Below are 26,007 nucleotides of genomic sequence, written 5' to 3'. Positions count from 1 at the left end.
TCCATAAGCCGCTTCATGATGCTCTGCGGATGGGTGTTACCGGGCCACCTTGTATGGCCGCTATTGGCCGATGCCATCCTCTACCTGCGTAAGTATTTCAACGACTCCGGATCGAATGACACATTGGCCATACTTCGAGTGTCAGCGACTAATTGCCATTGCCCAGCAGTGCCGTCGATTTCGCGCAGGGTCCATTGCCCGGGGCCGGACCAGGACAGTTCTATGAACGGCCCTTCAAGTGCTTTGCTCGCTATTAACATGTCGACTTCGTCAGCAGGCCCGGGGAGCATGCCTCCGACAGCAATGGGCACGCGCTGACGCAAAAGGCTGTTGAGCAGGCTCAGCAACTCGGCACGTGATGTGTAAGGCACTCGGTGCTCCCCGACTTCGGTGTGGGCAAACACCAGGCTGCCGGTATCGGCGTCCACGGAACTGATCAACGCGAGATGCGTCGGTGGCCGGCCAGAGTCCCTTGAATACCTCATGCCTGATCCATCGCCGCCGCCACGCCCTGTTCCTCACCCAGAAACCCACCACTCTGATGCTGCCAGAGCCGGGCATAAATGCCGTTTCTGTTAAGCAATTCAGTGTGCGTCCCCTGTTCGATGATGCGTCCCTCGTCCATGACAATCAGTCGATCCATCGCCGCAATCGTCGACAGCCGATGGGCGATGGCGATCACGGTTTTGCCCTGCATCATTTCATCGAGGCTTTCCTGAATGGCCACCTCGACTTCCGAGTCCAGCGCACTGGTGGCTTCGTCGAGCAGCAGAATCGGTGCGTTCTTCAGCATCACTCGGGCAATGGCGATGCGTTGGCGCTGGCCGCCGGAGAGCTTGATGCCGCGCTCACCGACCAGGGTGTCGTAGCCGCTGTGGCCTTGCTTGTCGCTGAGTTGGCTGATGAAACCGTCGGCTTGCGCATTGGCGGCGGCGCGGCGGATGTCTTCGTCGGTGGCGTCCGGGCGGCCGTAGGCGATGTTGTCGCGAATCGAGCGGTGGAGTAGCGACGTGTCCTGGGTGACCATGCCGATCGCGCTGCGCAGACTGTCTTGGGTCACGTGCGCGATGTTTTGCCCGTCGATACGGATCTCACCGCTGTCGACATCATAAAAACGCAGCAGCAGATTGATCAGCGTCGATTTGCCCGCACCGGAACGGCCGACCAAGCCGATTTTTTCGCCGGGGCGGATGTGCAGGCTCAGGTTGTCGAGGACCTGGCGTTCGCCGTTGTAGTTGAAATTCACCTTGTCAAAAGACACCGCGCCGCCAGCCGGCACCAACACAGTGGCGTTTGGCGCATCTTGCACTTTGGGGCCACGGGTGAGGGTGGCCATGCCATCCTGAACGGTGCCGATGTTTTCGAACAGCGACGTCATCTGCCACATGATCCAGTGCGACATGCCGTTGATGCGCAATGCCATGGCGGTGATCGCCGCGACCGCGCCGGTGCCGACCTGACCCAGATGCCACAGCCACAGGGCATAGCCGCCGGCACCGATAATCAGCCCGACCACTAGCGCCTGATTGACGATTTCGAACTGGCTGACCAGACGCATCTGGCGAAACCCGGTGAGCTTGAAATCTTCCATCGCCGCGCGGGCGAAGTGCGCTTCACGCTTGGAGTGCGAGAACAGTTTCACCGTGGTGATGTTGGTGTAGGCGTCGGCAATCCGCCCGGTCATCGACGATCGTGCATCGGCCTGTTCCTGGCCGACTTTCCCCAAACGGGGCACGAAGTACAGCATGGCCAGCCCGAACAACGCGAGCCAGGCAATGAACGGCAACATCAGTTTCAAGGCAAAGCCGCCGGCCAGGGCGATGATCGCGATGAAGTAAACGCCAATGCCCGGTGCGATTTCGATCAGCGTGAACAACACCTCGCGCACGGCCAGCGCGGTCTGCATGACCTTGGTCGTGACCCGTCCGGAGAACTCATCGGAGAAGAACGAAAGGCTTTGCCGCAGCATCAGTCGATGGAAGTCCCAGCGCAGCCGCAACGGTAAATTGATCGCCAGGATCTGGTGCTGAACCATGGTGCGCAGCGCCACCAGCCCGATGCTGATGAACAACACGATGCCGATGCCCCACAGCACGCGACTTTCTTGCGCGTTGACACCGCCGCCGGCCTGCCACGTCGAGAGCAGATCGACGACCTGGCCGAGAAAGGAAAACAGCCAGGCTTCGTAGATCGACACACCGGCACTGAGTAGCGCCAGCGCGAGGATATAACCGCGTGCGCCGCGCGTGCAGGCCCACAGGAACCGCATCAGGCCAACGGGCGGAGGTGGTGCTTCGTCGGGAGGAAATGGGTCGAGCCGTTGTTCAAACACGCGAAGCATTGTGGTCTCCGAAATCATCAGGGTCAGGGGATTTTGCCACTTAATGGCGGTGTTGCGGGTCTGCATGTCACTGACTTGTCCCCAACAAGTGTTATCGCCCGGGATCACTGCGGTGCACAACCCCAAGAATTCCGGGTACATGCCGATCAGCTAAGCTGTCTGCTCAGACGACTTGAGCAGCGCACGATGCAGCGAACAAATCCGGTTTCATGTTGGGAGTCGATGGGCAAAGGAAATGTTTAATTTCTTTTTGACGTTTTTGTTCGTGTTGATCCCCACGGCGTCGCTTTCACTCGACAGTTACCTGCGTTACCGAGTCGCCAGAAACAAACCGGTGAGCAACGTCTGGAAGGGGTGTAATCATTTGCTTTCCATTCTGCTGCTCATGCAGTTGCTTGGCTTGGCGCTGTACTTCTTCTACATCGCCTGAGCGCGGCGATTGTCGGCCTTCCAGAGAGAGGAAACCTAAGCCTGAAAACGGGCGCCTATTACAGTGCAAGCACTTCACGCCTGACCTGCAAAGAAATCACAGCAAAGCCTTGGCCGGTGCCGCGCTGGGAAGCCGTATAGTTCTGATGCGCCGACACGTCCTCCCATTGGCTTACGAACTCAACGTGTTGATGATCACTGTCGGTGTCAATTTGAAACGCTATGAACCGTTCCGCTTGATCGAGGATCAAGCCATACAGGCGTGGCATTCCGGGAAAGTCGACTTCAAGATCGAGTACGACGGTTTCTGACCAATCAACACCTTGGCGCTCGCCGAAACATGCCAAGGCCTCGGGAATACCCGTATCACGCCAGAATCGAGCAGTTTCCGTCAGGCGATGGGCAGTCACCGCATTCTGTTCCTGCACATTGAGTTGCCGCTTCTTGAGCAGACGATCTATTTCCATATTGCGCCCCCAGTATTGCTCACGCCCAAAAGCTCCCTTTTGGGATTCGTCGCTGATGTCAGTGCCATGTGTAGCAATTAACGCGCCCCTGCGAACGTGGCATCCATGGCCGAGCGGTCATAGGCCAGCAGGTACTGATTGTGCCGTTTGTACAGTTGCGAAAGCAGCTGTGTATTGGGGCCAACGACATCCATGCCTCTGTCGTCGTAGGGGAAGACCATGACCTGTTTCGGCAGATTGAACAGATACACATCACAGTGGGGATTGGGCTCAATAGCGCCAAAATCTTTAGCCAATGCACACCAGAGAAATGTTTGAAGACTTGCAATCGATGCTTCGAATGCGATGTTGATCCAGTACTCCGGCTCTTCCTCGCAATACCATTCTTCGGGATCTATCGCCTCGCTCCAGACTGAGCGTTCAGGAGGGAAATTAACGCCTGCAGATCGAAATGCCTGAATCGCGGCCCGATGAGTAAATCCATGGCTGCCTGAGTGAGTGCGCAGACACACCACAAACGTTGCCGCGTCAGAAAAGATATCGCTGCAGATCGTTGTCGATTTTCGTAGGGCGGTCAGGAACTGCTCAATGATCCCACCCGTTTCGGAGAGCTCAAAACGCAGTCCTCCAGGGCAGGAATAGAAAAGAGGTCGGGCAAAGGCTTTGCCTTGAAAAGTCCTCTCGATTTCATCTCGTAGGTTCACGTTGTCCCTTCGTATTCATTAGCCTGTCTCCTCAACCAAGGAGTTGCGGACAGATCTTACTTTAACCCCGACTCTAGAGCTAAGTCGGTGGACTCAATGAGACGGTGCCGCTGCTGGCGTTTGTGGCGAACCAACGGCCTCGACGCGCGCCGAAATCCATTTCCGGCTGTAGGCCAGCACGCCTTGAGCGATTACCGTGGGGAAGTGAATGAAACCGTGAGGCGAGGAGGGCAGCAGGTACATTTCGACCGGGGCCGCTTGTGCCCAGCGCTTGGCGATGGCGAGGGTGTCGTCGCGCAGCGGATCGAGTTCACCGGCAAACAGCAGCGCGGGCGGGAGGCCGGAAAAGTCACCATACAGCGGAGACAGCGATGGCTGACGGCGCTGCTCGTCGGTCAGTTCGGGTGTGAGCAAGCGCAACGCCTCGACCATGCCGGGGCCGTCCAGCACCAGTGTGTCCGCAGGCGCGTTGCGTACGCTTGGCGTTCCGGTGAGGTCGTAGACGCCGTAATACAGCAGTGCGCCGTTGATGCGTTGCAGTAAATCGGGCCATTGCTTCAGCGCCAACAAGGTCGTCGCCGCCAGATGGCCGCCCGCCGATTCACCGACCACCACCACGGGCAGACCGGCAAATTCGGCATCACTCAATACTCCGCGCGTAGCGTTGAGGCAGTCTTGCAGCAGACCCTCAATCGGCGTCGAAACCGCTAATCGATAGTCGACCGAAACCACAGTCACTTCGCAGGTCTCAACAATGGCCGCGTTGAAGTTGTCGTCCATCTGCGCATTGCCGATCACCCAGCCGCCACCGTGAAAATCCAGCACCACGCCTTTCGCTGGGCCTTTAGGACGGATAATCCGCACCGGTACGTTATCAATCAGCCTGCGCTCAGCGGTCAGGCCAAACTTGCGCAACGCGCCCGAGCCGCCAAGCTGACTCGCGCGCAACAGCGCCTGAATCAAGCGTGGCGTCAGTCGATTGCGGATTTTGAAACGCGGCAGCCAGGCGAGCTTCCTGTTAAAGGCCCGCGCTTGCGCCAACTCGCGCTCGCCCAGTGGCCACGGTGTTTCACTACCCCAATTGGCGTTGGTCATCAGCGGTTCTTGATCAGGATGGAAAAATTCAACGCCGCCGCTACGCACAGCCACGCCAGATACGGAAACAGGATCAAGCCAGTGATCAGGTCAAGTTGCAATGCCAGCACCACCATCGCCGCGACCACCAGCCACAACACGGTGAGAATCACCATCGCCGCCAACACCTGATGCGCACCAAAAAACACCGGAGTCCACAGTGTGTTCAGCGCAATCTGCGCCGCCCACAAGGCCAGCACGGTCTGGCTGCCGGGTATCAGGCTCAAGCGGTAACCGGCCCACGCCAGCAGCACATAGATAATCGTCCAGGCCAGCGGGAACGCCCAGTTCGGCGGGGTAAAACCCGGTTTGTTCAGCGCTTCGTACCACGGCCCCGGCTTGAACATGACACCAGTGGTTGCCGCTGCTGCACAGGCCAGAAGAAAAATGAAGAAGGTCATCGCCAGTCCTTGGCTGAAATCAGCCGGTAAGGGGTTTAAGAAAAGGACGCCCCAGCGAGCGAAAAGTTTGCCATGAATTCCAGATTGGTCTGAGGGCGATTCAATTTGAACTAAAAACTGACCATTGCGTCAGGATAGTCAGTTGCCTTTCCTACTGACGCGGATGACATCATGTACACCTATCACATCGAATATCGATTCAACGGCGAGCCTCGTACTTTTCTGCTTGAGCTCAAGGAACAGCAGTTGGCCGTCCACGAAGCCGCGATGCATCTACTGGAGTTACATCTGGGCGACGCGGAAAACGGCCTGCTCATGCCCACCGCAGACTCGACACCCGAGCAGATCCTCGAACATGCCGAGCGAGTAGGGATCACGCACATCAAGGTGGTCAGCCAGACCAACTGAAGCGTGATGCAAACGTTGGCAACGGCGGCGATCCATCGCATGCTGCGCGCACACTTCACTGTACGCCTGGAGGACACGCTGTGCCGACCCTGAGCCGCGCTGATCTTGCTTACGTTCTGCAAATCCTCGAGCAAGACACGATTCACGACTTGAGCCTTGTTTGTCAGGCTGTGAAGATGAATTCTCGCGACCTGTTGAATCAAGTCGCTATTGCCATGGCCGATCAGTTCCTTAGCGGTGCGCGCGACTTTCACGCATGCGACGAGGTGATGAATCTTTTGTTCAGCGATATCGTCAACCTCGGCATGGATGCCGAAATGCCTGAGCCTGCTTTTTCCATCTACCTCGCGTTTGATTCCGGAGAGCATAGGCACACCGGTGATAACGAGGAGGTCGTACCGTGGGAAAAATGGACGCGACCTGAGCTCGTGCAGATTCTTGATCGGCTGACGGGTGACTTGTCCGGGGCTCGTCGATAGTTACACGCTTTCTAGCGCTGGGTGTTCGACTAGCAGGTTTTCCCGCTCTTGATAGAACCGCAAAAACTCCTCCGCCGGCATCGCTTTGCCGAACAGCCAGCCCTGACCAAACTGCACACCGTGATCGCGCAGGTAATCGCGCTGTGCTTCGGTCTCGATGCCTTCGGCGACTATCTGCAGGCGCAGACTCTTGGCCATTTCGATGATGTGGCCGGTCACTGATCCAGTGGCTGCGTCCTGATCGATGTTGTCGACGAACGACTGGTCGATCTTCAACACATCCAGCGGCAATTGCTGCAAATGCTGAAGACTGGAAAAACCGGTGCCGAAATCGTCGATGGCCGCCAAATAGCCCAGCTCGCGGGCGCGATTGACTGTCGTGCGCGCAGCGTCGATCTCGACGAAACCGCGCTCTGTCGCCTCCAGCCAAATCTGATGCTGCTGCACATTGGCCCGGTTCAGCGCGGCCTCCAGTTTCGGCAGGAAGCGGCCGCTGCTGACGTCTTTCGCTGCCAGGTTGATTGCCACGTGCAGGCTGCGTTCCTTGACCAGCAATGGGCCGAGGTCACGCATCACATTGTCGATGACCTGATCGGTGATCGGCAGAATAAAACCGCTGTGCTCGGCCAGTGGGATAAACGCATCGGGGCAGACCCGCGTACCGTCCGGGTGCTGCCAGCGCACCAGTGCCTCGGCGCCAACGCAGGCGCCGTCGTCCAAGCGAATAATCGGTTGATAGTGAACGACGAACTCACGGTTGCGCACCGCCAGTTGCAATTCGGCCAGCGGCGACAGACGTTGCCGGGTGCGGCGCACGATCAGCAACACCAGCACCCCCGCGAGCAAACCACCGATGGGCAACAGCAGTAATTCCCGGCGGATCAAGCCTTGCATCAGTTCATGGCGCGACAGCGCGGCGATGGCGACCCAGTCGCCGCTGTGCACGAGGGTGTAGAGATAGCCGTCGGCAAGGCCCGAATGCGGGCCGGAATGCACGCGAGCCAGGAAGTGTTCCGCACCCGGGCGCGAGGTGCTGATCAATTGCCCGGTCGCGGTGCCGACCGCCAAGTGCAAATCCTCATCAAGCATCACCTGCAAAAACTGCTCGGGATCGACCAGCACGTTGAACGCCGCGTACTGCAGCGCCATCATCGGTTTCGCCGCAACGATGCGCGACTGCACGCCGAGCGACACGCGCACGCCGTCCGAGGTGGTGAAGTCCTCGCGCCATGGCGTCGCGTGCTGCCCGACCGGTCCCCAGGAACCGCAGGCGTAAATCTCTTCTTCGACGTAACCGATCGACTTCACCGAGAGGGTGTTTATGGTCAGCAGGCGCATCTCGTCGATGCTTTCCGGCGTGCACGGCGCGAGCCGCGAGCCGGCGATGGATTTCAGTGCACCGGCCGCTTCACTGAAAGTCCCGTGGGCGCGACTGGAGGCGACGGAAGCGAGGGTTTCCAGGCGCTGTTGCGCCGCCGCCAGATTCAACATCCAGGCGACGTAACCCATCAAAAGGAGCGGAAGCAAGACACACGGAAGGCCCAGGAGAACGCTCCCCCAGACAATGCGTTTTTTGTTCATGGCGCCACCTTGGCCACAAGGCCTGTGACGTGCGCACAGCACGGCTGTTTTCAGCCACTGCAGAATAACGCCGCTGTGTGGGGCAACTATTGCTGTAGATCAACCAGGCTGACTGCGCGAGTGGTTATGTTCAACCGCCGATTCTGCGAACACCACGCACCCGTGTAGGAGCGAGCCTGCTCGCGATGGCGGTGGGTCAGGCCGTTGATGTGCTAGATGACACTCTAGCTATCGCGAGCAGGCTCACTCCTACAGGGGGCTGCCGCTGCGGTCACAACAGCTTTTGCATGATGATCGTGCGTTCGGCTCCGTGATATTCGTCGCGAATCCTGTCGAATCCAAGCGTTCGGTAAAAACCTTCAGCCGTGATCGAAGAGGGTACGTGCAGCTTTGTGAAACCCTGGCTAACAGCGACCGACTCAAGCTTTCCCATCAGCCGCTTACCCAGCCCTTTACCCTGACAGCCCGGCTCGACAAACACGCTGCGAACAACGTCCTGATCAAGACTGGCGGTGGCGACAATGTGCTGATTGAAAGTCGCCACGTAAACCTGACGCCTGCCCAGCAAATCAAGAATCGCTTGCGGCGAAAAGCTGCGTTGCACCTGCTCGATTATGTCTGGCGAATAGTCGCGGCCATTGGACTCACGCAAAGTCCTCACGATGAGCTCACTGATCATGGCGGCATCTTCGCCTGTTGCGATCCGAATCTGATCTTCCATTTTCGTTAGTCCCTGAGACGTTTCCTGCCGGTGGATGGACCAATCACGCACCCCACGGCCCGATCGCGCAACCATTTCCATTCAAAGCAAAACTGTCATATTCAGTATCACTTGCCTACCCATAGTGACCAGCCCAACGCTTAAACAATGAGGCTGCACCGTGTTTCAACGTCTTCTGTGTTCGCTGTCCGTACTGAGCCTGTCCATCGCCGCCGCCCATGCTGCCGAGTCTGTGCCGCTCGATACGCCGCACCTGCAAGGCATCGACAACTTCCGCGACGTCGCCGGCATCACCACCGCGTACACCACGGCCCACGACGGCACGATGCGCGCCGGGGTGTTCTACCGTTCCAACGCGCTGACGCCGACCGCCGCCGATCTGGCGATTCTCAACGGGCTCGGCATCAAAGCCGTTTACGACTTGCGTACCCCCAGCGAAATCGCCGCGACCCCCGACACCATGATCAGCGGCGCCACCTGGCAGAACATCGACATCATCGGCAGCACCACCTCTGGCTCGAACATCACCAACATCTCCTTCAAAAGCGCCGCCGACGCCATCGCCATGATGGAGCAGACCAACCGCGCTTTCGTCAGTGACGCCGGCATGCGCGGCCAGTTCGGCAAGCTGTTCAATGAACTCGCCAGCGTCGACGCCGCGCAACTGTTCCACTGCACCGCCGGCAAGGACCGTACCGGCTGGACCGCCGCCGTGTTGCAGAGCATCGCCGGTGTCGACAACGCGACCATCATGGCCAACTACCTCGCCACCAACGACTACACCGCCGCCCGCGTCGCCGCCACGCTCAAAGCGCTGCCGCCGAGCATGGCCGCCATCTACGAGCCGCTGCTCGGCGTCCAGGCCAGTTACCTGCAAGCCGGCCTCGACGAAGTGACCGCGCAATACGGCAGCATGGACAACTACCTCAAACAAGGTCTCGGTCTGTCGCAGGAAACCATCTATGTGCTGCGCGGCAAACTGGTCGAATACAACAGCCTGCCGGGTCAGGCCGGGCTGATCGGCAACGCCGCTGCCGGCGCCGAATTGCTCCGCCAATTGCAGAGCACCAACCTGTCCGGCACCTACAGCGCCTACAACTACTACCTGCAATCGGCCATCGACGCCGGCACCCTCGGCGGCGTCGAATCCCAGGTCGGCGGCCAGGTTCACGCCGACGCCGCCAGCTACTTGCTGCGGCAAAACGCGATGATCGAACAAGCCGCTGCACCATTCGCCAGCGGCACTGACCTCAAGGTCGGCCAATATCGCCTCTGGACCACCGCGCTCGCCGGCTACCTCGGTACCGACGGCTCGGCCCACGCCGAGAGCAGCAACGAACACAGCCAAGGCCTGATGGTCGGCATCACCCAACGCTTCAGCGAACAACTCAGCGCACGCGGCGGTTTCGGCTACAGCAAAGGCACTGTCGGCGGCGCGGGTGGCGAAGCCGACACCGACTTCACCTTCCTCAACGTCGGCGCCCGCTACGGCTTCACCAGCCTCGAACAAGGCCTGTTCCTCGACGCCAACGCCAGCGCCGGCTACGTCGACTACGACAGCAAACGCGACCTCGGCGGCGGCCTCGGCACCGCGAAAGGCAACAGCCACGGCAACCTCACCGGCGCCACCGTCGCCCTCGGCTACCGCGCCCCGGTCAACGGCATGACCTTCGAGCCAAGCCTCGGTTTTCGCGTCAGCCACCTCGATCTCAACGGCTTCAAAGAGAAGGGCAGCGAACTGTCACTCGACGTCGACGACAACAGCGCCACCCGCCGCAGCGCCGTCGCCAATCTCAACGTCGCGTTCGCCCCGGTGGCGATGGGCGCATGGCAATTGGTGCCGGGCGTACAAGTCGGTTACGAACGCACACTGGGCGACAACCAGGTCGACAGCCAAAGCCACCTGCTGGGCCTCGCCATCGAACAACGCGCCGCGTTTGATAATCGCGACCAGTTCAGTGGCGGTGTGAATTTGATGGCCAGCCTCGGCGCCCTGAGCCTGGGCGCAGAAATCGGCGCCAATGGCGGCGGCGACAGCCACGGCTTCAACGGCGGCCTCAAGGCTAGCTATCAGTTCTGAGGCGATCAATTGAACTCAGCCGTCGCGTTTCGATGGCTGAGTTCGATCTGTACTCCACTGGCTATTTATTTAATTGGATCTATATTTGCCTGATCATGTTTCAGCGAGATCCGTGAATTACGGGAAGACTGATTGTCTAATGCTGAAAAAGTGCAACTACCCGCTTGCCAGGTTAGGGTTTTATTCATTTTATAAGGGAGGACTCAATATGGTAATGGTAGCTGATGCATTCAAAAACTACCTCGTCGAAGTCACTGTTATGGGGATAGCCAAGGAGTGTGAGGAATCGGGTATGCTGAGTGCAGCAATACATGCGCGGCATAAGGTCAGGAAAACCGATTTAGAGTTTTTCTTTGAACGCGCAAGTCAAGTAGACAAAGGCTCTTGGGAGAGAAGGTTCTATACCGGTTGTTTGATTGTTTATGCGTTGGCGGCGTATGAAAGTATTGAAGGCATTATCAACTCAGGTAAAAGTGCATTTGGTCAATCAGCAGTAAAACCCCATTGGTCCAAAGAGGGGAAAACTCACACCTTGGAGTCAATTGTTTTTTATGAGCCGCTGAATTTGTTTCCCGGTCTGTCTACCGATAACCTTTCTTCTAATCACACAACAATCGATCAGCACGTAGCCGCTCATTACTCGGATGGCACCAGCAAATCAATGGCGATGATGTCGCATCAACAGAGAGAAAAACCCACGACCAATCAGATTACCGCCCAACATATACTATTGCAAAGCCATGGTCAGTCTGTCTCAAGTCCAAGCCCGCAAACCCCATTGAAGCAGTCAGGTTTTAAAACGCATGGCACGCCTCTCAGCGACACCTTATCCAAGGGTGGCAGGATCGCTGGAAATATCACTACGAACTCAAGTATGGACGAAGATTTAAGCACATTCGATGCTGCTAAAAAAAAGATGGAAAAGAATAACGCAGCACACGTTATTCATGAGCGGGTCAATGCTCTTTGTATTGATGCGCAGTCTTTAACGATGGCGGGTGTGAAGCATTACGATAATCTTATCGTCAATTACAAAAAGGCCCTGCTCAGTCTGCAACAGGCATCTGATGATCTGGATTTCGAGGCTACTTTGATGTTGGCTAAACAAAACTGGATGATTTATCGAGGCGCTTTGGAGCAGTCGCTTAATAAACTCAAGGAAGAAACCCTTAAGGAATTTCCTTTGACGTAACCAGGCCGGTTGTTTTTTTTAAGAGGTAAATGGAGTTCTATTTACACTCGCCGCTGTTGGCCGCACAGGCGGTGTTCGAGTGTAAGTCTAATTGCCCTTACTGTATTGCGAACTCAACGGTGAATTCTTGTCTGGTCTTTCAAATTTGCCGGACTCACCCCAAAAGCCCCCTGAAAATACCGACAAAAGCGCCCCACATTGCTGAATCCCAAACGCAACGCCACCTCAGTCACCGACCCGGAACCCCGCCGCTTCAAAACCTCATAAGCCCGCTCCAGCCGCACCTGCCGCTGATACGCCACAATCGACATCCCGACAAACCGCCGAAAGCCCTCCTGCAACGCGCGCTGACTCACATGGCTCAACCGCGCCAGATCCACACCACTGACCAACTGCTCCGGATGCGCCTGAATAAACTCCACCGCCAACTTCACATGCCGCGGCGCAACCATCGCCGTCGGCCGCCGCAACGCCTCGGAAAAATTGTGCGGCCATGCCTCCAGCACCGCATCAATCAACATCTCGCGCAACCGCGACGGCATCAACGTTCCACTGTTGAGCAACAGGTCAAACTCTGCCCCCGTCGCCAGATCAATCAACGCCCGAATCCCCTGAAACGCTGCAGTGTTCAGGTCCACGCTGGGTGCAAAAACGATCTTCTGCAGAATCGGCTTATCCAACAGCATCGACAGCCGCTCGGTGAGTTGATGACGATTGATCGACATGCCGTGATGCGCGTGATCATTGAAGAAGCGCATCGAGCGGATGTCAGCCTTGTCGATCGCCAGCCCAACCTGCGACTCACCGATGGACTCAGTGGCATGGTTAAAAACGATCTTGCCCGCCGTGGGGATGACGAAGGTGATTTCATCCTGCGGATCGGGAAAGGCAACCGTGAAATCGCCGCGATAATGCATCCGCCGAAAACTCACCCCCTCATGTCGCCCATAGACCCCGCCAATCATGATGTTCGACGGCAGCGGCGGATTGTCCGCATAGCGATTACCAAACAACTTCGAAAACAATGCACCGAAGTCGTCCGAACGGAGGTTGTCGGAACGCAGGATAATTTGCTGGCGAACAGGAGACGGAAACACCTTGGCGGCACCTTCGGTTGGGGGCTCTAGAACAGGGGTGAAGGGTAGGGCGCCGAGGAGGTTAGCAGAGGAAATATGACGCGTTTGTGACAGCCGGAAACATGCCGTAACACCGCAGCGTCACGTTTAAGCAAAGGACACTCGGCAGCCAATCGCCGACATGGCAACCTGCTCGCCACTGTACTCAGCAAGCAAACACAGGCACCGCGCCAAGCCCCAGCCCCTGTTTGCCCAGCCCTGAAAGCCCAAAATCATCGGAGCGGCAATGCAAGCCAACACGCAAACACTCCCCATCACCTTGACCCCGGAACTCGACTTCGACCAAAACGCCGCCAGCGCTTTCGGCGAATCGCTGACCCGCGAATACACCCAAGCCACGCCATTCCCGCACATCGTCATCGACAACTTCCTGCAAGCAGACGTCATCGCCAGCATCCGCGAACACTTCCCGGTCGAACCGACCGACAACGAACAGATCTACGAGCGCGGCTACAAAGGCCAACTCAAACGCCAGATCAGCCCCAACGCCTGCAGCCCGTACCTGAAGAACGTATTCAACACCTTCAACTCCGCGCCAATGCTGGAATTCCTCGAAAAACTCACCGGCATACAAGGCTTGATCCCCGATCCTTACTTCACCGGCGGCGGCCTGCACGAAACCAAAACCGGCGGCTTCCTCGGCGTGCACTCGGATTTCCGCCTGAACAAAAAGCTCAACGTTGAGCGGCGGCTGAACGTGATCATTTACCTGACCGAGGACTGGCAGGAAGCGTACGGCGGCAACCTGGAGCTTTGGGATGTGGGGATGAAGAAATGCCTGAAGAAAGTGCTACCGGTTTACAACCGGTGTGTGATCTTTAATACGGATAAGGACAGTAACCATGGGCATCCGGAGCCGTTGACTACGCCGGAAGGCATCACTCGACGGTCGATTGCGCTTTATTACTACACGGCGAGTGGGGTGGGGGTTGATCCGGGGCAGAGGAATAAAACGCACTATAAGCCGCGGCCGAAGGATCGTGTCAGTTTGAAGTATTACTTGAATAAATTGTTTAAGAAGAAGGGGTGAGGAGGCTGCGTAATCAGGGAAGCAGCCGTTTTTTGGACTGGGTGGTGAGCAGCTGGTGCAGTTTACGGCAAGAAGGAGACGTTCAAGCCACTAGCCCAATACACTATCGCGAAGATCGTACTCAAAATTTTGGTGTAACTGTTCAGGCAGGAAAAAGGGAGGATTCATGAGTCTTGATCTGTGCTTGGAAGCTGATAGTACACTCACAATTGCAGCGCTGAAATGCGCCGTTGAGAATGCGGGGGCTTGGGAAATAGAGGTGGCGGGTAATGGCTTGTCCGCTGTATTTGCCTCGGGGCTTAGATTGAATGGCGGTGATGTAACAGATGACTCTACGATCTATGCTGAGAATACAAAGGGACTCGACTTTCCTGTCGCTTTGCGTTGCACCATCAGATTAAAAGGCCCCGAACCTGAGGGGGAATCGTCTATGGAAGATGTGGATAAAATCGCTCAATCCATATCTCAGTCGTGTTCGGCCTTCTTTCTTATTAGCTTCCAATTCGAAGAAACCTTGTACTGGCGAGATGCTACAGGGCTGCATCGTCTTTGAAGTCGGTGCCTGCGCGTCCTCGTTCGTCCATTTCTGAATGGTTTTTACGGACGGAATACCCCTGAACTGGGGTGGGCTTCAATTATTTCAATGCACTTCACAGGAGCGATGCGTGATCGATCTGAGCGAAACTATCAGGCTCTTTTCAATGGAAGGGGCAACCCATCTCTATTCGAGCCTTCCATCGATGCTGACGCCGGCAGACCTTTACCATATAAAGGACAATCCAGTTCATAAGGCCGCGCTCGCTGGCTCCAACATTTATCTAATCGTCAGTCGTCATCGCATTTACCTGAATCCTGAAAATCTATCTCGCAATGGACAGATCGTTTTGGGTGAGTTTTTGGTACTGCGCGAACACGGGGTGACGCTGGTCCCCTTTACTTATGAGATTCGTCTTCCAACAAATGCGGGTGCCGCAGACATTTTAGGTGTCGCCGTTGCTGCCAACGGATCATCGATGGTCGTGATGACTTCCGAAGGAGATCAGATGATTGCCGTGAGTGTCATCGTTGCGGCTGCCGAAAGTGAATTGACGCGTCCCGACACGGATATGGAAGTGCTCTATGTTGGCCAGAGCATCGGACGAACGAATACCCTGACGGCGTTGAATCGCTTGTTGTCGCATACCAAGTTTCAGCAAATTCTCGCCGAGAACTCGACACATTCCCCGGAGCGCGAGGTTTTACTTTTGCTCTATCGGTTCGAGCATCGGAGGACAATCATCAGCAATGGAGGCGACTTCAATGTGGAAGCTCAGGCCACTGATGCGCAAGATTCTGCCCATTTCAATCGTCTTAGGGATGTGCGACTGCAGCGACATGAGGTGGTATCCCTGGCAGAAGCAGCGTTGATTAATTATTTCAAGCCGCGCTACAACACCCTACTGAAAAAAACGAATTTTGCTGCAAGCGAAAAGCTTAGAGTGCTACAGCAGTTGATGAAAAAAGGCGTTGCCGGATTGGTCGTGGAGCTTTGCTCGGTAAACATACGATCTCGTCTAGGCTCGGCTAATGCGATACCCATTGAGCTTGTGGATTTGTTCTCAGAAGAGGTGCTTGAAGGGCGAAACATCCAAGAGCTGGAAATCAAGCAGCAGTGGCAAGAGGAGTTGAGCGTGATCGCCCATTCGCATTGGGCCCGATTTGCGCTAACCACTACGCAGGAGCGTAATACGTTCCTGCATGGTTCGAAGTTTATGGGGCAGACTGAGCAACCATGGGCTTGGTAATCACGGGGTGAAAAAGGGGCGGTGAAAAAGGGGGACGGATTAATTTTCAGTCATGGTGCGTATATCCGAACCTCCTCCATGACGGCATCCTAGCCGTCATGGAGGAATTTTCATTGCTCCGTCGGCATCACGTTATCCAGTGCCCGATTCACCGCCACAGCACCGGGCACTTCGCCAACTAACGACTACACTGATTTACGGTTTTCGACTACACGCTTATTCAAGGAGCTTCACATGATCTGCTGGAATGCAGTTGTCGAAAGAAAAGTCAAAGCCGGCGTCGTCATAAAAAACATACTTGACGGGAGCGAAGCACTGATCCCGTTTATGACACTAAAACTGGCAGTTCTAGACCCTGTCAACAAGTTAACCGATTGGTTGATAGGAACGCCGTGGGTCGCAGAAACCGAAAAAGAATCGGTCATTGTCGGGCGAGCATTAATTGTATTTTTCAAGCAAAAGGAAGAAGAGCTGGTGCCTGCTTATGCCGCTTTTCGCGGGGATTTCAAATTCAGAATTGATGAGGAAGAGTTCGTCGATCCTTATCAGCGTGAAATAGTGGTGATCTACCACGATTTTTCAGAAGAGATCAAAAAGGGCAACTCGGGCAGTGCTTTTGCTAAAGGTGTCGAGAGCTATGTTGAGACGTTTTCAGGCGTGTCGCACCTGGTTCATGCCGATGGCACATATGAAGAGCTGGTTGTAAAACTGACCAGCGTGGCAGAGGTGGCTGACGGTTGGATCGACACTGTACTGATCGTCACACATGGTTATATCGGGCAGATGTGGCTGGGTAATGCGGACGAAATATTTGTAAAGAGAAATTTTGCTGCAGTGTTGGGCCGGTCTGAATCCGGAAAGGATTTTATCAATCCGGAATCATTTGGCGTGCTGTTGAAGAAACTGTTTGGCCCTAAATTGGGTATTGGCATTTACGCCTGCAACTTTGCGTGCTCGCCCGGAGGCGATGAAGTTGCCATAGCGATCAGAGGGGCCGCTGAAGCGAGAGTTGTTGTCGCAGGTAAAGCGGATGTTTTCCTCAAGCCCAATTCAAAAGGCCACCGCCCGGTCGCAGAGTGCAAAGGGGCGGTGGCGTTCTACTCAGAACATAAAATTGAAATCAAAGGAGGTCAGGTTCCGGTATTTCCGATCTAGCGGTTGTATAGAGGTGGATTCGGCGTGCGCCTCTTGCGCGAACCTTCGTGGCTGTTGCACTGCATTCCTGCTCTTGGCCATTCGAACCTGCGTCCGATCACTTCGGAGCCCGCCAAAGCCTGAAAACCAGGAAAACACCACATTGCCGTTGTGCCCTCTGTATTCGGCTTTCGCCCTGAGTTGCTAACGGCAATAAAACGAGAATAAAGGGGGCTGATTTATTTTCTGTCTTGGTGGGTCTGCCTCCATGACGACATCCCGACCGTCATGGAGGAGTTTTCGTTACTCCGTCGGCACTACGTTATCCAACGCCCGATTCACCGCCAACTCCCCAAGCATCACCACTTGCGCAATGCCTTGCAGTGTCTTGCGTGCCGGTCCGTGAACCAGCCCGATCACATCCCCAAGCATCACCGAGGCCGAGCCGAGTGATTCGCTGGCATTCACCAGCAATTCCTCAGTCTTGGTGTTCGGGTTGGCGATAAACATCGTGTTGGTTTGGTACGGGGTGAGCATGATTTCCGGGGCGGGGCCGAGGTAATGGGAGAGGGCGCGGTCGACGGCTTCGTTGAATTTTTTTGCGTCTGGGGATTCGTCGCCTGAGATTGGATCGGTTTCTGGCGGATTCGGCGTAATTTTGAACATAGATGAAACTCCTGGGAAACGATTAATGAGCCATCACACTTCGCTACCAAACGAGGGGTGGCGGCCATGCACAGGTTGGTAGACCGGCCCAGGAGCCCGGCGCGTCCGAGGACGCCCTACGCATGGCCACCATAAAGCGGAGACCAAAAAAAGAGATCTCTGCGAAAGGTGCGCAATGCGCCTGGGAAAGTCGGGCTACCAAACCCGATCACTGCTATTCAGTGACCGACCCACGATAGAACCCGCCCACCCGGCGCACAATCCGGCGGATTCTGGCGTAGTCGTAGGCAACGGCGCAAGGCGTTGTAGCCTGTCGGACGTATCTCGGAACGTTTTTAAACCCGTCGTTGAAATGCCAGGCGTGTGAGGCCTGGCATTCTTAAACCGCGTCGATCATCACCGCGCATCAAGCCCCGGTTTTACTTACACACGGCATCCGCCACGCGATAACCATCCACCAACGGTGCTTTGCTCACGTCCAGATCGATGCGGCAGCTTTGATCGGCTTTTCCCCCCCATTTCATTTGGTAGACCTTGCCTTCACCCACCGACAGCAACACTTGACCGGCCTGGCCGACGACGCCGGCGCCTTTTTCGTTGGTGATGGGGGTGCCGAACGGCGGTTGTTTGCCGTCCTTGAGGCGCACGTTGAGCAGGGCTTTTTCCGAGCGGCTGGCGGCGAAGCTGGCTTTGACCACGGCGCCGCGACGGGGCACGACGTTGGTCACGCCTTCTTCGATGTCGATGTTGTTGTCCAGCTCGCCGGTGTCGAGTGCCACGCGGTTTTTGCGGTACGGCGTGACGTACGGCACGAGGGCGTACCCCTTGGCGTTGGTGAGGGTGCCGGGGGCGTTGAGGACGCCGACGTCCGGGGTGTCTTTGACTTCGACCAGGGCCACGGTTTCGCCGAGGGTCTGGCCGAATTCGAGGCCGTCGCTGTGGCCGAGCACGGAGCCAGCGGCGCTTACCGAGGTCTGGCGGTAACCGCTGCCGACGCTGACGCCCGCGCCGAGTTGGGCGAACGGTGCGCGGTAGCCGATCAGGGCGGAGCCGTTGTTGCCGCCGTTGTCGGAACGGTTGGCATTGACGTTGTAGTTGAGGTTGCCGTCGCGCCCGCTCAGGCCGGCGCGCTGGTCGAGGCTGCCGTCGTTGTTGCGGGTGACGGTGTAGGTGCCGGTGCTGCGCGTCTGGCCGATGGGCATCGACACGGTGAACACCACTTGATTGTTCTGGCCGAAGTTGTCGGTCAGGGTCTTGCTCGCGTAGATGCCGTAGGTCACGCCCTTGTGTTGGGTGTTGAAGCCCAATTGCATCTGTTTGTCTTCGCGCGAGCTGCCCCAATAGTTCTGTTTGCTCATGTTCAGGTAGAACGAGCCGTAGCTGTCGAGCGCCTGGTTGATGCTGGCTTCGACTTTGCTGCGCTTGGAGAACGTGTTGAATTCGTTCGGTTCCTGCAAGCTCACCGCTTCATCGAAGTCGCGATAGCCTTCGGTGGAATAGCGATAGCCGGCGAAGCGTACCGAGGTGCCGGTTTCGAAGGCCTTGCCGTAACGCGCGCCAAAACTCTGGCCCTTTTCTCTACCAGCCGCGACCCCGGAGCCGCTCGGCACGTCGGTCTGCGCCTGGGTCACGTCCAGCGACACGGCGCCGAGACTGCCGAGGCTTTTGCCCACGCCGACGACGCCGGCGCGATAGAAGTCAGCGCCCAGCAGGCCGCCATACAGCGTCAGGTCGAACGGCAAACCGTATGCCAGCGACGCCTGAGCGAAGACCGGGCGCTGACCGCCGTCGACGGCGTTGTACTCACCGGCGGTGGCGCTGTAACGCCAGGTTTTTTCCCGCAGCATGTTGGCCAGCGTGGCGTACGGCTGGGTGAAGCGCCGTTCGCGGCCGTCGGCTTCGGTGATGATCACTTCGAGGTCGCCGCTGCCCGACGCGGCGTTGAGGTCGTCGATTTCGAATGCACCGGGCGCCACGTAAGTGGTGTACAGCGAGTAGCCGTTCTGCCGCACTTCGACCTTGGCCTGGGTTTCGGCGATGCCGCGAATGATCGGCGCATAACCCTGCATCGAGTCCGGCAACATGCCCATGTCGGACGCCACCTGAGCGCCGCGAAACGGAATGCTGTCGAACACGTCGCCCGGGGTGAAGCTTTCGCCGAGGGTCAGGGTGCCTTTGATCGCGGTCAAATCGCGCTGTGCGTAGGTGTTGCTGCGCTGCCAGTCCTGCTGGCCGTCTTCGTCCTGACGGAACGAGGAGCTGGAGCGAAAACGCCAGTCGCCGAGGTTGAATCCGCCGTTGGCGTAGAGGTTGTACTGCGTACCGTTGCCACGGGCGTCGGACTGGGTGTTGGCCGCCGAGAACTGATAGTTGAGCATCGCCGCGTTGATCCCGCGATCCCATTCTTCGGGTGCGACATAACCGGCGGCGTCGCGGCGCAGAGCGATCTGCGGCACGCTGATGTCGAGGGCCAGGCGCCCGGCGTCGAAGCTCACCGAAGCGCCTTCGATCAGTTCGGCAAGGTCGATGCACGCGGGGAATGTTTCGCCCGGCGTCAGGAACGCCTCGACCTTGACCCCGAGTTCCTTGAGAAACGCCTCGGAAAGGCAGGCGCGCACTTCAGCACTTTTTGCGTCCTTGGCGAAGGTCATGTCGCGGCGGTCGAAAAAGCTCTGGTTCAGACGGATCACCACCGGATACGTGCCGGGGCCGATGCTGCCGCTGTTGGCGATGGCGTCCAGGTCGAGGTTGGGCCCGGCGCTGGCGCCGCCGAAGGGCTGCATGAAGCTGGCATCAAACTTCGCCGGTTCGTCCGCGCTCGCCGAGCTGCCCATCAGCGCCGCGAGGATGGCGACCGACAAATGCAATGGAACAAAAGGCGCGGACTGACGATGACGGTTCAGGGCTTCGATTCGCATGACAATACTCAACACTCGGCCGCCACGCGGCATCGGCAGCGTGCAGGCAGGTTCGCAAGGAAAGGGGTGGCGGTGTTACGGGGCGCTGCTCAGCTCGACTTTTTTCGGCTCGCTGTAACCGCCGTAGTCGTTGATCGCGGAGAACACCACCGCGCCGCTGCGGCCGCTGAAACCTGGCAGTGCGTAACGCTGGCTGCTCATCGGCGCGACCATTTTCGGTTCATTGACTTCAACGACTTGCGCACCGGCCTCGACTTTCACGCCGATAAAGGACACGTGAAACGCTGTCGGGTTGTTGACCACCAGCACCGGTTTGCCTTGTTCCTGTTGCAGGCTCCAGCGCAGTTGTGGCGGCGCATCCATCGCGCTGCCCTTGAGGGTGGGCGGGCGATAGAAGACTTTGATCCGCGTGCGCATGGCGATTTTCAGGGTGTTGGCGTCGGCCTTGCCGGCCAGCGGAATTTCCTGGGCGTTGAAGTAGAAGACCGATTCGCGGTCTTGCGGCAGATCGCCGGGGACTTTCTGGATGCGCACCATTTGCTCTTTGCGCGGATCGAGACGAAACAGCGGCGGGGTGGCCACGAACGGGGTCGCGGTGGTGTTGTCGTCGGCCTCGGTGTTGATCCAGGCTTGCACCGCGTAGGGTTCGGCCGTGGTGTTGCTGACGGTGATCGAGGCATCGCGTTTGTTGCCGTCGTACACGATACGCGTGCCGCCGAGCATCACACCGGCCTGGCTGAAACTGCTGAGCAACGTTGCGCTCAACAACACGGCCAATACCGATGCGGTTTTGAAGGAGGTTTTTGCTGGGTTCATTGCGTTCATCCTCTTGTCGGCACGGCCACAAAAACCGTGGCAAAGGGAAGGGCATCCGGCGGCGCCAATCGCCGCCGGAGGCTGACCGGACTTATTGGTAGTCGACGGTAAACGCGGCTTTGGCGTTGGCCGGACCGGAAGTGGCTGCGCCGGTGGCGACGTAGTTAGCGGTGAAGCGCAGCGGCTGGGTCAGGTCCAGATATGGCGAGGATTCCAGGCCCAGTTGCACGTCTTTGCCGGACGCATCTTTGATCTGCACGGCGACGTTGGTGGCCACGCCGGCTTCCGGCAGCAGGCCGATCCACTGGCCGCTGGAACCGGCGTTGCCGCTCAGCGAAAGGAACTTGACCACGGCTTTCTTGCCGGTGACGTTGCAGCCCGGTGCGGTGGTGTCGATGGTCAGGGTGAACGCGCCGCCACCCGCCACTGCGCCGGCTGTGGCCAGGGAGGTCGCCGGCACACTGCCGAGGCCAACGTCGCCGGCACCGGCCGAACCGTTGAGGTCGGAAACCACTACCGGGCAGGTGTTGTCGGTCACGCTGCCGACAAAGTTGATTTCACCGTCGGCGGCCATTGCAGCTTGCGAAGCGGCTGCCAGAACCAGGGCCAGGGACAAACCTTTGAGCGCAAAATTTTTCATGATCACTTCCAGATATTGAGTAAATGTCCTGAAGCCCGAAGGCCCTGAGACGGATCGACGTCACCATCCCTTCGGGGGCAGAGCGTGGCGTCTGAGGCTCATTATCGGGATGCGGGTCAGGGCGCTATGTAGGGAAAATCCCTTCGCTTGTAGGAAAATTCCTAGCGCTGCTATGGGATCAATAAGTCGTTGCCAAAAAAAACGCCCCGCCTTTGGCACCGCGCGAAATGGGCGATGGGAAAGGGGAGCGCCGGGAAAAACAGGTGGATTTTTGTTGGTGGATTTCAGCGGTAAGTCACGGTGAAACTCGCATGGCCATTGGCGGTGCCCGGTTGCGGCGTCGGCCCATCGCCGGTCTGGATATAACGGGCTCGGAGCGGCACTGAAGTTACGCCGTTGACGATCCGATTGAGGCGCACGGGCTGGCCCAGATTCATCGGCGTGCCGTTGTCCTGCAACACCTGAATGGCCACGCCTTGCGCCGTCGAATCGCTCGACAGGCTCAGGACACCGTTGGCCGCGTCGAGGATGGTTGAGGTCTTGTCGGCATCGATCTGAATGTTGGCGAAGTTGCCATTGAAGTAGCCGTTGGTGTTCGACGGGTAGTTGTTGCCGGCGATGCAGGCGTTGAGGGTGATGGCGAACGGCTGGGCCTGTGTGGTGGAGTTTTTGCCGTTGAATACGCGTTTTTCCCAGGTGCCCATCGGCACGTTGATCTGATTGCCCGGTGCGGCCGGCATCGAACAACCGGCCACGGTCACGGTGGCGGTGAAATTTAGATCGAAAATATGTCCACGATCGGAAGTCCCCGTCGCGACCAGTTGGTTGATGCTGTGGCTGCCGGGTGGTATGTCGCCGGTCTTGATCAGCGCGTAACGCACCATGGCAGAGGGCATGCCACTGAGGGCGTAGGAGATATTGAGGTTCAGCGTGAAGGGGATAAACCGCGCCGGATTGCCCGCAGGCATTTGCCACTGACCGGCAAATCCGGTCATGTACATCGCCAGGCCAATCCCCGGGACGTTGGTCTGCAGCAGCGAATTGGCCGGGACAACGATGTTGTCGACCGGAATATTGTTGACGACAGGCCCGACCAGAGCGGTGCTGTAGCTTGCGGTCAGACCACACACCAGGCGGTCACCGAAAGGCAGATCGCGGATGGCGCCGGTCGTATTCAGGGTACTGCCGACCGGAATGTCGCGCGGCGCAAACACCGCGCCGCCATTGAGCGTCAGTTGTTTGGGCGTCCAGTCACTGCCGTTCCAGGTGCACGCCGCCATCGCTGGCGCCGCCATCAGCATCAACGCCGACGCGCCAAGCCCGCCCAGCATCCGTAATCCGATCTTCATGGTGTATGCCCTCCTGAAAAGAAAACGGCCATTCAATGCAGGCTGACTGCATCTGGACGTTGTTGGCGTCGGCCAACGAAGGGCTGAATTATCAGGAATGCGGGGCATGCATCGAATAGCCGGCTTCCCGCTGGCTTGTAGGAAATTTCCCAGAGAATTACCCTGCCAGACAGGCGCCGACGCCCAGGGTGAGTGTCACCGCGTTGGCGTGGTAAACAGCTTCACCGCCCAGACCAAAACCACCCAATTCGCAACGCTCAGGGGTTGTCCGATGCGCGCACGGTGTTTCACTACTTCGTCGAAAGCGCGGCGGTTTGGGGGACTTATGCGGGTGGGCATATTCGCATGGGCAACCAGGTTGGGCGGGTGACAGGGCCGGACAGTATCGAGCTGCTTTATCAGTGCATCACCACGGATGGCGAGATCCGCGCGGGTTGGTCGCGGGGTGTGGTTGGTGTTGATGAGGTGGGGCGGACGACGTTGCTGTTTGTGTGGGGGTGGTTGTCGGGGGCCGAGGGGGGCGGGGAGTCGAGTTATGTTGAGGTGGTCGCGTAGCCGTCCGGTTTTTAGCTACGCGAGCCTTTCAGTCACTGCAAATCCAATGAAGGCTGACTCACCGCCGCTACATCCCACGTCCGCATCACCTGCGTAATCGCCGCATCAATGCTTTCAATCGGCGTGTCATCCCGAGCAAGGATGGAAATCCCCTGCAGGAAACTGTCGAACACCGTGGCCATGGCGGCTGCATTCGTGTCGTCCGCTAGCAGTCCTTCACTCACACCACGTTCGACGCACGCAACAATCCCCGCGCGGGTTCGGGCGCGTGAGTGGGTGAGGGCTTGAGCGACGTGGGCGTTTTCCGGACTCGGGGCGCTCATGACGCCGAGGGTGACCATGCAGCCTTTCGGATGCCCGTCGTCGCATTGCATGCGTGCTGACTGGCGCAGTGCGGTTTCGATGGCTTGGCGTGGTGGCAGGCTTTCGTCCCACAGGCATTCGGTGACTTGGGCGAAGGTCGTCAGGTAGCGCTGCACACATTCGTCGAACAGGGCTTCTTTGGAGCCGAACGCGGCGTAGAAGCTCGGTGCGGAAATGCCGCCGCCCAGTTCAGCCTTCAACAGTGAAAGGGATGTCGAGTCATAGCCGTGTTGCCAGAACAATTGCATCGCCTGGTCAACGGCGTCGTCGCGATCGAAAGCGCGGGGGCGACCGGTTCTGGCCATAGCAGAAACTCCTCGGAAAGTGATTTGGATACTAGTCGATACATAAGTCGTTGACAACGTGCCTCGGCTGCCGCCAGTATTTTATATCGATCGGTATTTAAGTCTGACATTCTGCTCACAAGGAGTTTCCCGTGACACCTTCAATGACTCTATCGGCAGCGCCCAAGCGCCTGCCCATCGGCGCCTTGCTGGCGCTGGCCATGACCGGTTTTATCTGCATCGTCACCGAAACCCTGCCCGCCGGGCTGTTGCCGCTGATCAGCGATGGCCTGGCGATTTCGCCGTCCATGGCCGGGCAAATGGTCACCGCGTACGCGCTGGGCTCGGTGCTGGCGGTGATCCCGATGACCATCGCCACGCGGGGTTGGCGTCGGCGCAATGTGTTGTTGCTGACGATTGTTGGTTTTCTGTTGTTCAACTCGATTACGGCGTTGTCGTCGCATTATGGCGTGACGCTGGTGGCGCGGTTTTTCGCCGGGGTTGCGGCAGGTCTGGCGTGGAGTCTGTTGGCCGGCTACGCGCGACGCATGGTCGAGCCGGATCAGCAGGGCAAGGCGTTGGCGTTGGCCATGGTCGGCACGCCGATTGCCTTGTCTTTGGGCGTGCCGCTCGGCACATGGCTGGGAGGGCTGGTCGGTTGGCGCACGACGTTCGGGCTGATGTCGGCCCTGACCTTGATACTGATCATCTGGGTGTTGGTGAAGGTGCCGGATTATCCGCCGCAACCTGCGCATCAACGTCTGTCGCTGCGTCGCGTGTTGACCACGCCGGGCGTCCGACCGGTGCTGGCAGTGGTGATCAGCTGGATGCTCGCGCACAACATTCTCTACACCTACATCGCGCCGTTCGTAGCGCCGGCAGGGTTGGCCGATCGTGTGGATCTGGTCTTGCTGGTGTTCGGCATCGCCGCGCTGGCGGGGATCTGGCTGACGGCGAAACTGGTTGAGCCGCTGTTGCGCAAGACCGTGCTGGTGAGCCTGGCGACGTTTGCACTGGTTTGCGTGGTGTTTGGCTTTTTCGGGCGTGTGCCGCAGGTGGTCTACCTCGGCGTGGCGGTGTGGGGATTGAGTTTTGGCGGTGCGGCGACTTTGTTGCAGACGGCACTGGCAGATGCCGCCGGTGATGGCGCCGATGTCGCGCTGTCGTTGAATGTGGTGGCGTGGAACAGCGCGATTGCCGGTAGCGGGGTGGTCGGCGGGGTGTTGCTCGACCGCTGGGGCGTCGCCTCGTTTCCCTGGGCGATGGTGGTATTGGTGAGCCTTGGGTTTGTAATCGCCTTCGGCGCGCGGGTGCACGGGTTCCGGTCTGGGCCGCGTGTTGCTGGAGCGGCGGCGGTTGTCGGGCACTAATGCCCGGAGGTGTCGGGCGGCGGTG

General features: G+C 58.0%; 26 protein-coding genes. 11 read left to right on the top strand and 15 right to left on the bottom strand.

The window, feature by feature from the left end; genetic code table 11:
* Positions 1-80: 80 nt before the first annotated feature.
* On the bottom strand, positions 81-485 hold the full coding sequence (locus U6037_RS16260) for a hypothetical protein (protein ID WP_322843715.1): 405 nt from the start codon (positions 483-485) through the stop codon (positions 81-83).
* Positions 482-2,341: an ABC transporter ATP-binding protein gene (locus U6037_RS16255; protein ID WP_322843714.1), complete on the bottom strand. Its 1,860-nt coding sequence runs from the start codon at positions 2,339-2,341 to the stop codon at positions 482-484. Before U6037_RS16255 ends, U6037_RS16260 begins: the two co-directional genes overlap by 4 nt.
* 235 nt (positions 2,342-2,576) lie before the next feature.
* Here U6037_RS16255 and U6037_RS16250 point away from each other — a divergent pair, with 235 nt between their 5' ends.
* Positions 2,577-2,771, top strand: coding sequence for a hypothetical protein (locus U6037_RS16250; RefSeq protein WP_093433302.1), 195 nt, complete (start codon positions 2,577-2,579; stop codon positions 2,769-2,771).
* Between the two features lie 58 nt (positions 2,772-2,829).
* Here U6037_RS16250 and U6037_RS16245 read toward each other — a convergent pair whose 3' ends face one another.
* The 4 genes from U6037_RS16245 to tspO form a co-directional block, all read right to left on the bottom strand.
* A complete protein-coding gene (locus tag U6037_RS16245; protein ID WP_322843713.1) occupies positions 2,830-3,237 on the bottom strand; it encodes a hypothetical protein in 408 nt (135 codons plus the stop codon).
* A 77-nt stretch (positions 3,238-3,314) separates the two neighbouring features.
* A complete protein-coding gene (locus U6037_RS16240) occupies positions 3,315-3,941 on the bottom strand; it encodes a DUF3885 domain-containing protein (protein ID WP_322843712.1) in 627 nt (208 codons plus the stop codon).
* Between the two features lie 93 nt (positions 3,942-4,034).
* A complete protein-coding gene (locus tag U6037_RS16235; RefSeq protein WP_322843711.1) occupies positions 4,035-5,036 on the bottom strand; it encodes an alpha/beta hydrolase in 1,002 nt (333 codons plus the stop codon).
* Positions 5,036-5,476: a tryptophan-rich sensory protein TspO gene (tspO, locus tag U6037_RS16230; RefSeq protein ID WP_322843710.1), complete on the bottom strand. Its 441-nt coding sequence runs from the start codon at positions 5,474-5,476 to the stop codon at positions 5,036-5,038. Before tspO ends, U6037_RS16235 begins: the two co-directional genes overlap by 1 nt.
* Positions 5,477-5,647: 171 nt before the next feature.
* Here tspO and U6037_RS16225 point away from each other — a divergent pair, with 171 nt between their 5' ends.
* Complete coding sequence (locus U6037_RS16225) at positions 5,648-5,884, top strand: hypothetical protein (RefSeq protein WP_322843709.1); 237 nt, start codon at positions 5,648-5,650, stop codon at positions 5,882-5,884.
* Positions 5,885-5,964: 80 nt separating this feature from the next.
* Positions 5,965-6,363, top strand: a complete 399-nt coding sequence (locus U6037_RS16220) for a hypothetical protein (RefSeq protein WP_322843708.1) — start codon at positions 5,965-5,967, stop codon at positions 6,361-6,363.
* Here U6037_RS16220 and U6037_RS16215 read toward each other — a convergent pair whose 3' ends face one another.
* Together U6037_RS16215 and U6037_RS16210 are read right to left on the bottom strand one after the other, a co-directional pair.
* Positions 6,364-7,872 carry an EAL domain-containing protein gene (locus U6037_RS16215; RefSeq protein ID WP_322843707.1) on the bottom strand — a complete coding sequence of 503 codons (1,509 nt, stop codon included), beginning with the start codon at positions 7,870-7,872 and terminating at the stop codon, positions 6,364-6,366.
* A gap of 343 nt (positions 7,873-8,215) precedes the next feature.
* Positions 8,216-8,665, bottom strand: coding sequence for a GNAT family N-acetyltransferase (locus tag U6037_RS16210; protein WP_322843706.1), 450 nt, complete (start codon positions 8,663-8,665; stop codon positions 8,216-8,218).
* Positions 8,666-8,825: 160 nt separating this feature from the next.
* Between U6037_RS16210 and U6037_RS16205 the strand changes: the two genes are divergently transcribed.
* Positions 8,826-10,745, top strand: coding sequence for a tyrosine-protein phosphatase (locus U6037_RS16205; protein ID WP_322843705.1), 1,920 nt, complete (start codon positions 8,826-8,828; stop codon positions 10,743-10,745).
* A 208-nt stretch (positions 10,746-10,953) separates the two neighbouring features.
* Positions 10,954-11,937 carry a hypothetical protein gene (locus U6037_RS16200; protein WP_322843704.1) on the top strand — a complete coding sequence of 328 codons (984 nt, stop codon included), beginning with the start codon at positions 10,954-10,956 and terminating at the stop codon, positions 11,935-11,937.
* Positions 11,938-12,050: 113 nt separating this feature from the next.
* Here U6037_RS16200 and U6037_RS16195 read toward each other — a convergent pair whose 3' ends face one another.
* Positions 12,051-13,034, bottom strand: coding sequence for an AraC family transcriptional regulator (locus U6037_RS16195; RefSeq protein WP_322843703.1), 984 nt, complete (start codon positions 13,032-13,034; stop codon positions 12,051-12,053).
* A 265-nt stretch (positions 13,035-13,299) separates the two neighbouring features.
* Between U6037_RS16195 and U6037_RS16190 the strand changes: the two genes are divergently transcribed.
* The 4 genes from U6037_RS16190 (at position 13,300) to U6037_RS16175 (ending at position 17,042) form a co-directional block, all read left to right on the top strand.
* The gene (locus U6037_RS16190; protein ID WP_322843702.1) at positions 13,300-14,103 is read left to right on the top strand and encodes a 2OG-Fe(II) oxygenase; all 804 of its coding nucleotides are present in this window, start codon (positions 13,300-13,302) and stop codon (positions 14,101-14,103) included.
* A 166-nt stretch (positions 14,104-14,269) separates the two neighbouring features.
* Positions 14,270-14,656 carry a hypothetical protein gene (locus tag U6037_RS16185; protein WP_322843701.1) on the top strand — a complete coding sequence of 129 codons (387 nt, stop codon included), beginning with the start codon at positions 14,270-14,272 and terminating at the stop codon, positions 14,654-14,656.
* Between the two features lie 112 nt (positions 14,657-14,768).
* Positions 14,769-15,887 carry a hypothetical protein gene (locus U6037_RS16180; protein ID WP_322843700.1) on the top strand — a complete coding sequence of 373 codons (1,119 nt, stop codon included), beginning with the start codon at positions 14,769-14,771 and terminating at the stop codon, positions 15,885-15,887.
* Between the two features lie 234 nt (positions 15,888-16,121).
* Positions 16,122-17,042 (top strand): hypothetical protein, encoded by a 921-nt coding sequence (locus U6037_RS16175; protein WP_322843699.1) that lies wholly within the window; start codon positions 16,122-16,124, stop codon positions 17,040-17,042.
* 282 nt (positions 17,043-17,324) lie between these two features.
* Here the strand turns inward: U6037_RS16175 and U6037_RS16170 are convergent, their stop codons facing one another.
* The 5 genes from U6037_RS16170 to U6037_RS16150 form a co-directional block, all read right to left on the bottom strand.
* Positions 17,325-17,687, bottom strand: coding sequence for a DUF6124 family protein (locus U6037_RS16170; RefSeq protein WP_322843698.1), 363 nt, complete (start codon positions 17,685-17,687; stop codon positions 17,325-17,327).
* A gap of 419 nt (positions 17,688-18,106) precedes the next feature.
* Positions 18,107-20,605, bottom strand: coding sequence for a fimbria/pilus outer membrane usher protein (locus U6037_RS16165; RefSeq protein WP_322843697.1), 2,499 nt, complete (start codon positions 20,603-20,605; stop codon positions 18,107-18,109).
* A 75-nt stretch (positions 20,606-20,680) separates the two neighbouring features.
* Complete coding sequence (locus U6037_RS16160; RefSeq protein WP_236432004.1) at positions 20,681-21,421, bottom strand: molecular chaperone; 741 nt, start codon at positions 21,419-21,421, stop codon at positions 20,681-20,683.
* Between the two features lie 91 nt (positions 21,422-21,512).
* Positions 21,513-22,061 (bottom strand): fimbrial protein, encoded by a 549-nt coding sequence (locus U6037_RS16155; protein ID WP_093433268.1) that lies wholly within the window; start codon positions 22,059-22,061, stop codon positions 21,513-21,515.
* 284 nt (positions 22,062-22,345) lie between these two features.
* The gene (locus U6037_RS16150) at positions 22,346-23,410 is read right to left on the bottom strand and encodes a fimbrial protein (protein ID WP_322843696.1); all 1,065 of its coding nucleotides are present in this window, start codon (positions 23,408-23,410) and stop codon (positions 22,346-22,348) included.
* A gap of 246 nt (positions 23,411-23,656) precedes the next feature.
* Between U6037_RS16150 and U6037_RS16145 the strand changes: the two genes are divergently transcribed.
* Positions 23,657-23,965 carry a hypothetical protein gene (locus U6037_RS16145; protein ID WP_322847335.1) on the top strand — a complete coding sequence of 103 codons (309 nt, stop codon included), beginning with the start codon at positions 23,657-23,659 and terminating at the stop codon, positions 23,963-23,965.
* 32 nt (positions 23,966-23,997) lie between these two features.
* Here U6037_RS16145 and U6037_RS16140 read toward each other — a convergent pair whose 3' ends face one another.
* Positions 23,998-24,633, bottom strand: coding sequence for a TetR/AcrR family transcriptional regulator (locus U6037_RS16140; RefSeq protein ID WP_322843695.1), 636 nt, complete (start codon positions 24,631-24,633; stop codon positions 23,998-24,000).
* Between the two features lie 131 nt (positions 24,634-24,764).
* On the opposite strand from U6037_RS16140, the gene U6037_RS16135 reads away from it, so the two are divergent.
* Complete coding sequence (locus tag U6037_RS16135; RefSeq protein ID WP_322843694.1) at positions 24,765-25,982, top strand: MFS transporter; 1,218 nt, start codon at positions 24,765-24,767, stop codon at positions 25,980-25,982.
* The last annotated feature ends 25 nt before the right edge of the window (positions 25,983-26,007 follow it).

This window comes from Pseudomonas sp. B33.4, assembly GCF_034555375.1.
Classification (GTDB): Bacteria; Pseudomonadota; Gammaproteobacteria; order Pseudomonadales; family Pseudomonadaceae; genus Aquipseudomonas.
The sequence above is the reverse complement of the archived record's forward strand: the minus strand, read 5'-3'. Positions and strand labels throughout refer to the sequence as shown.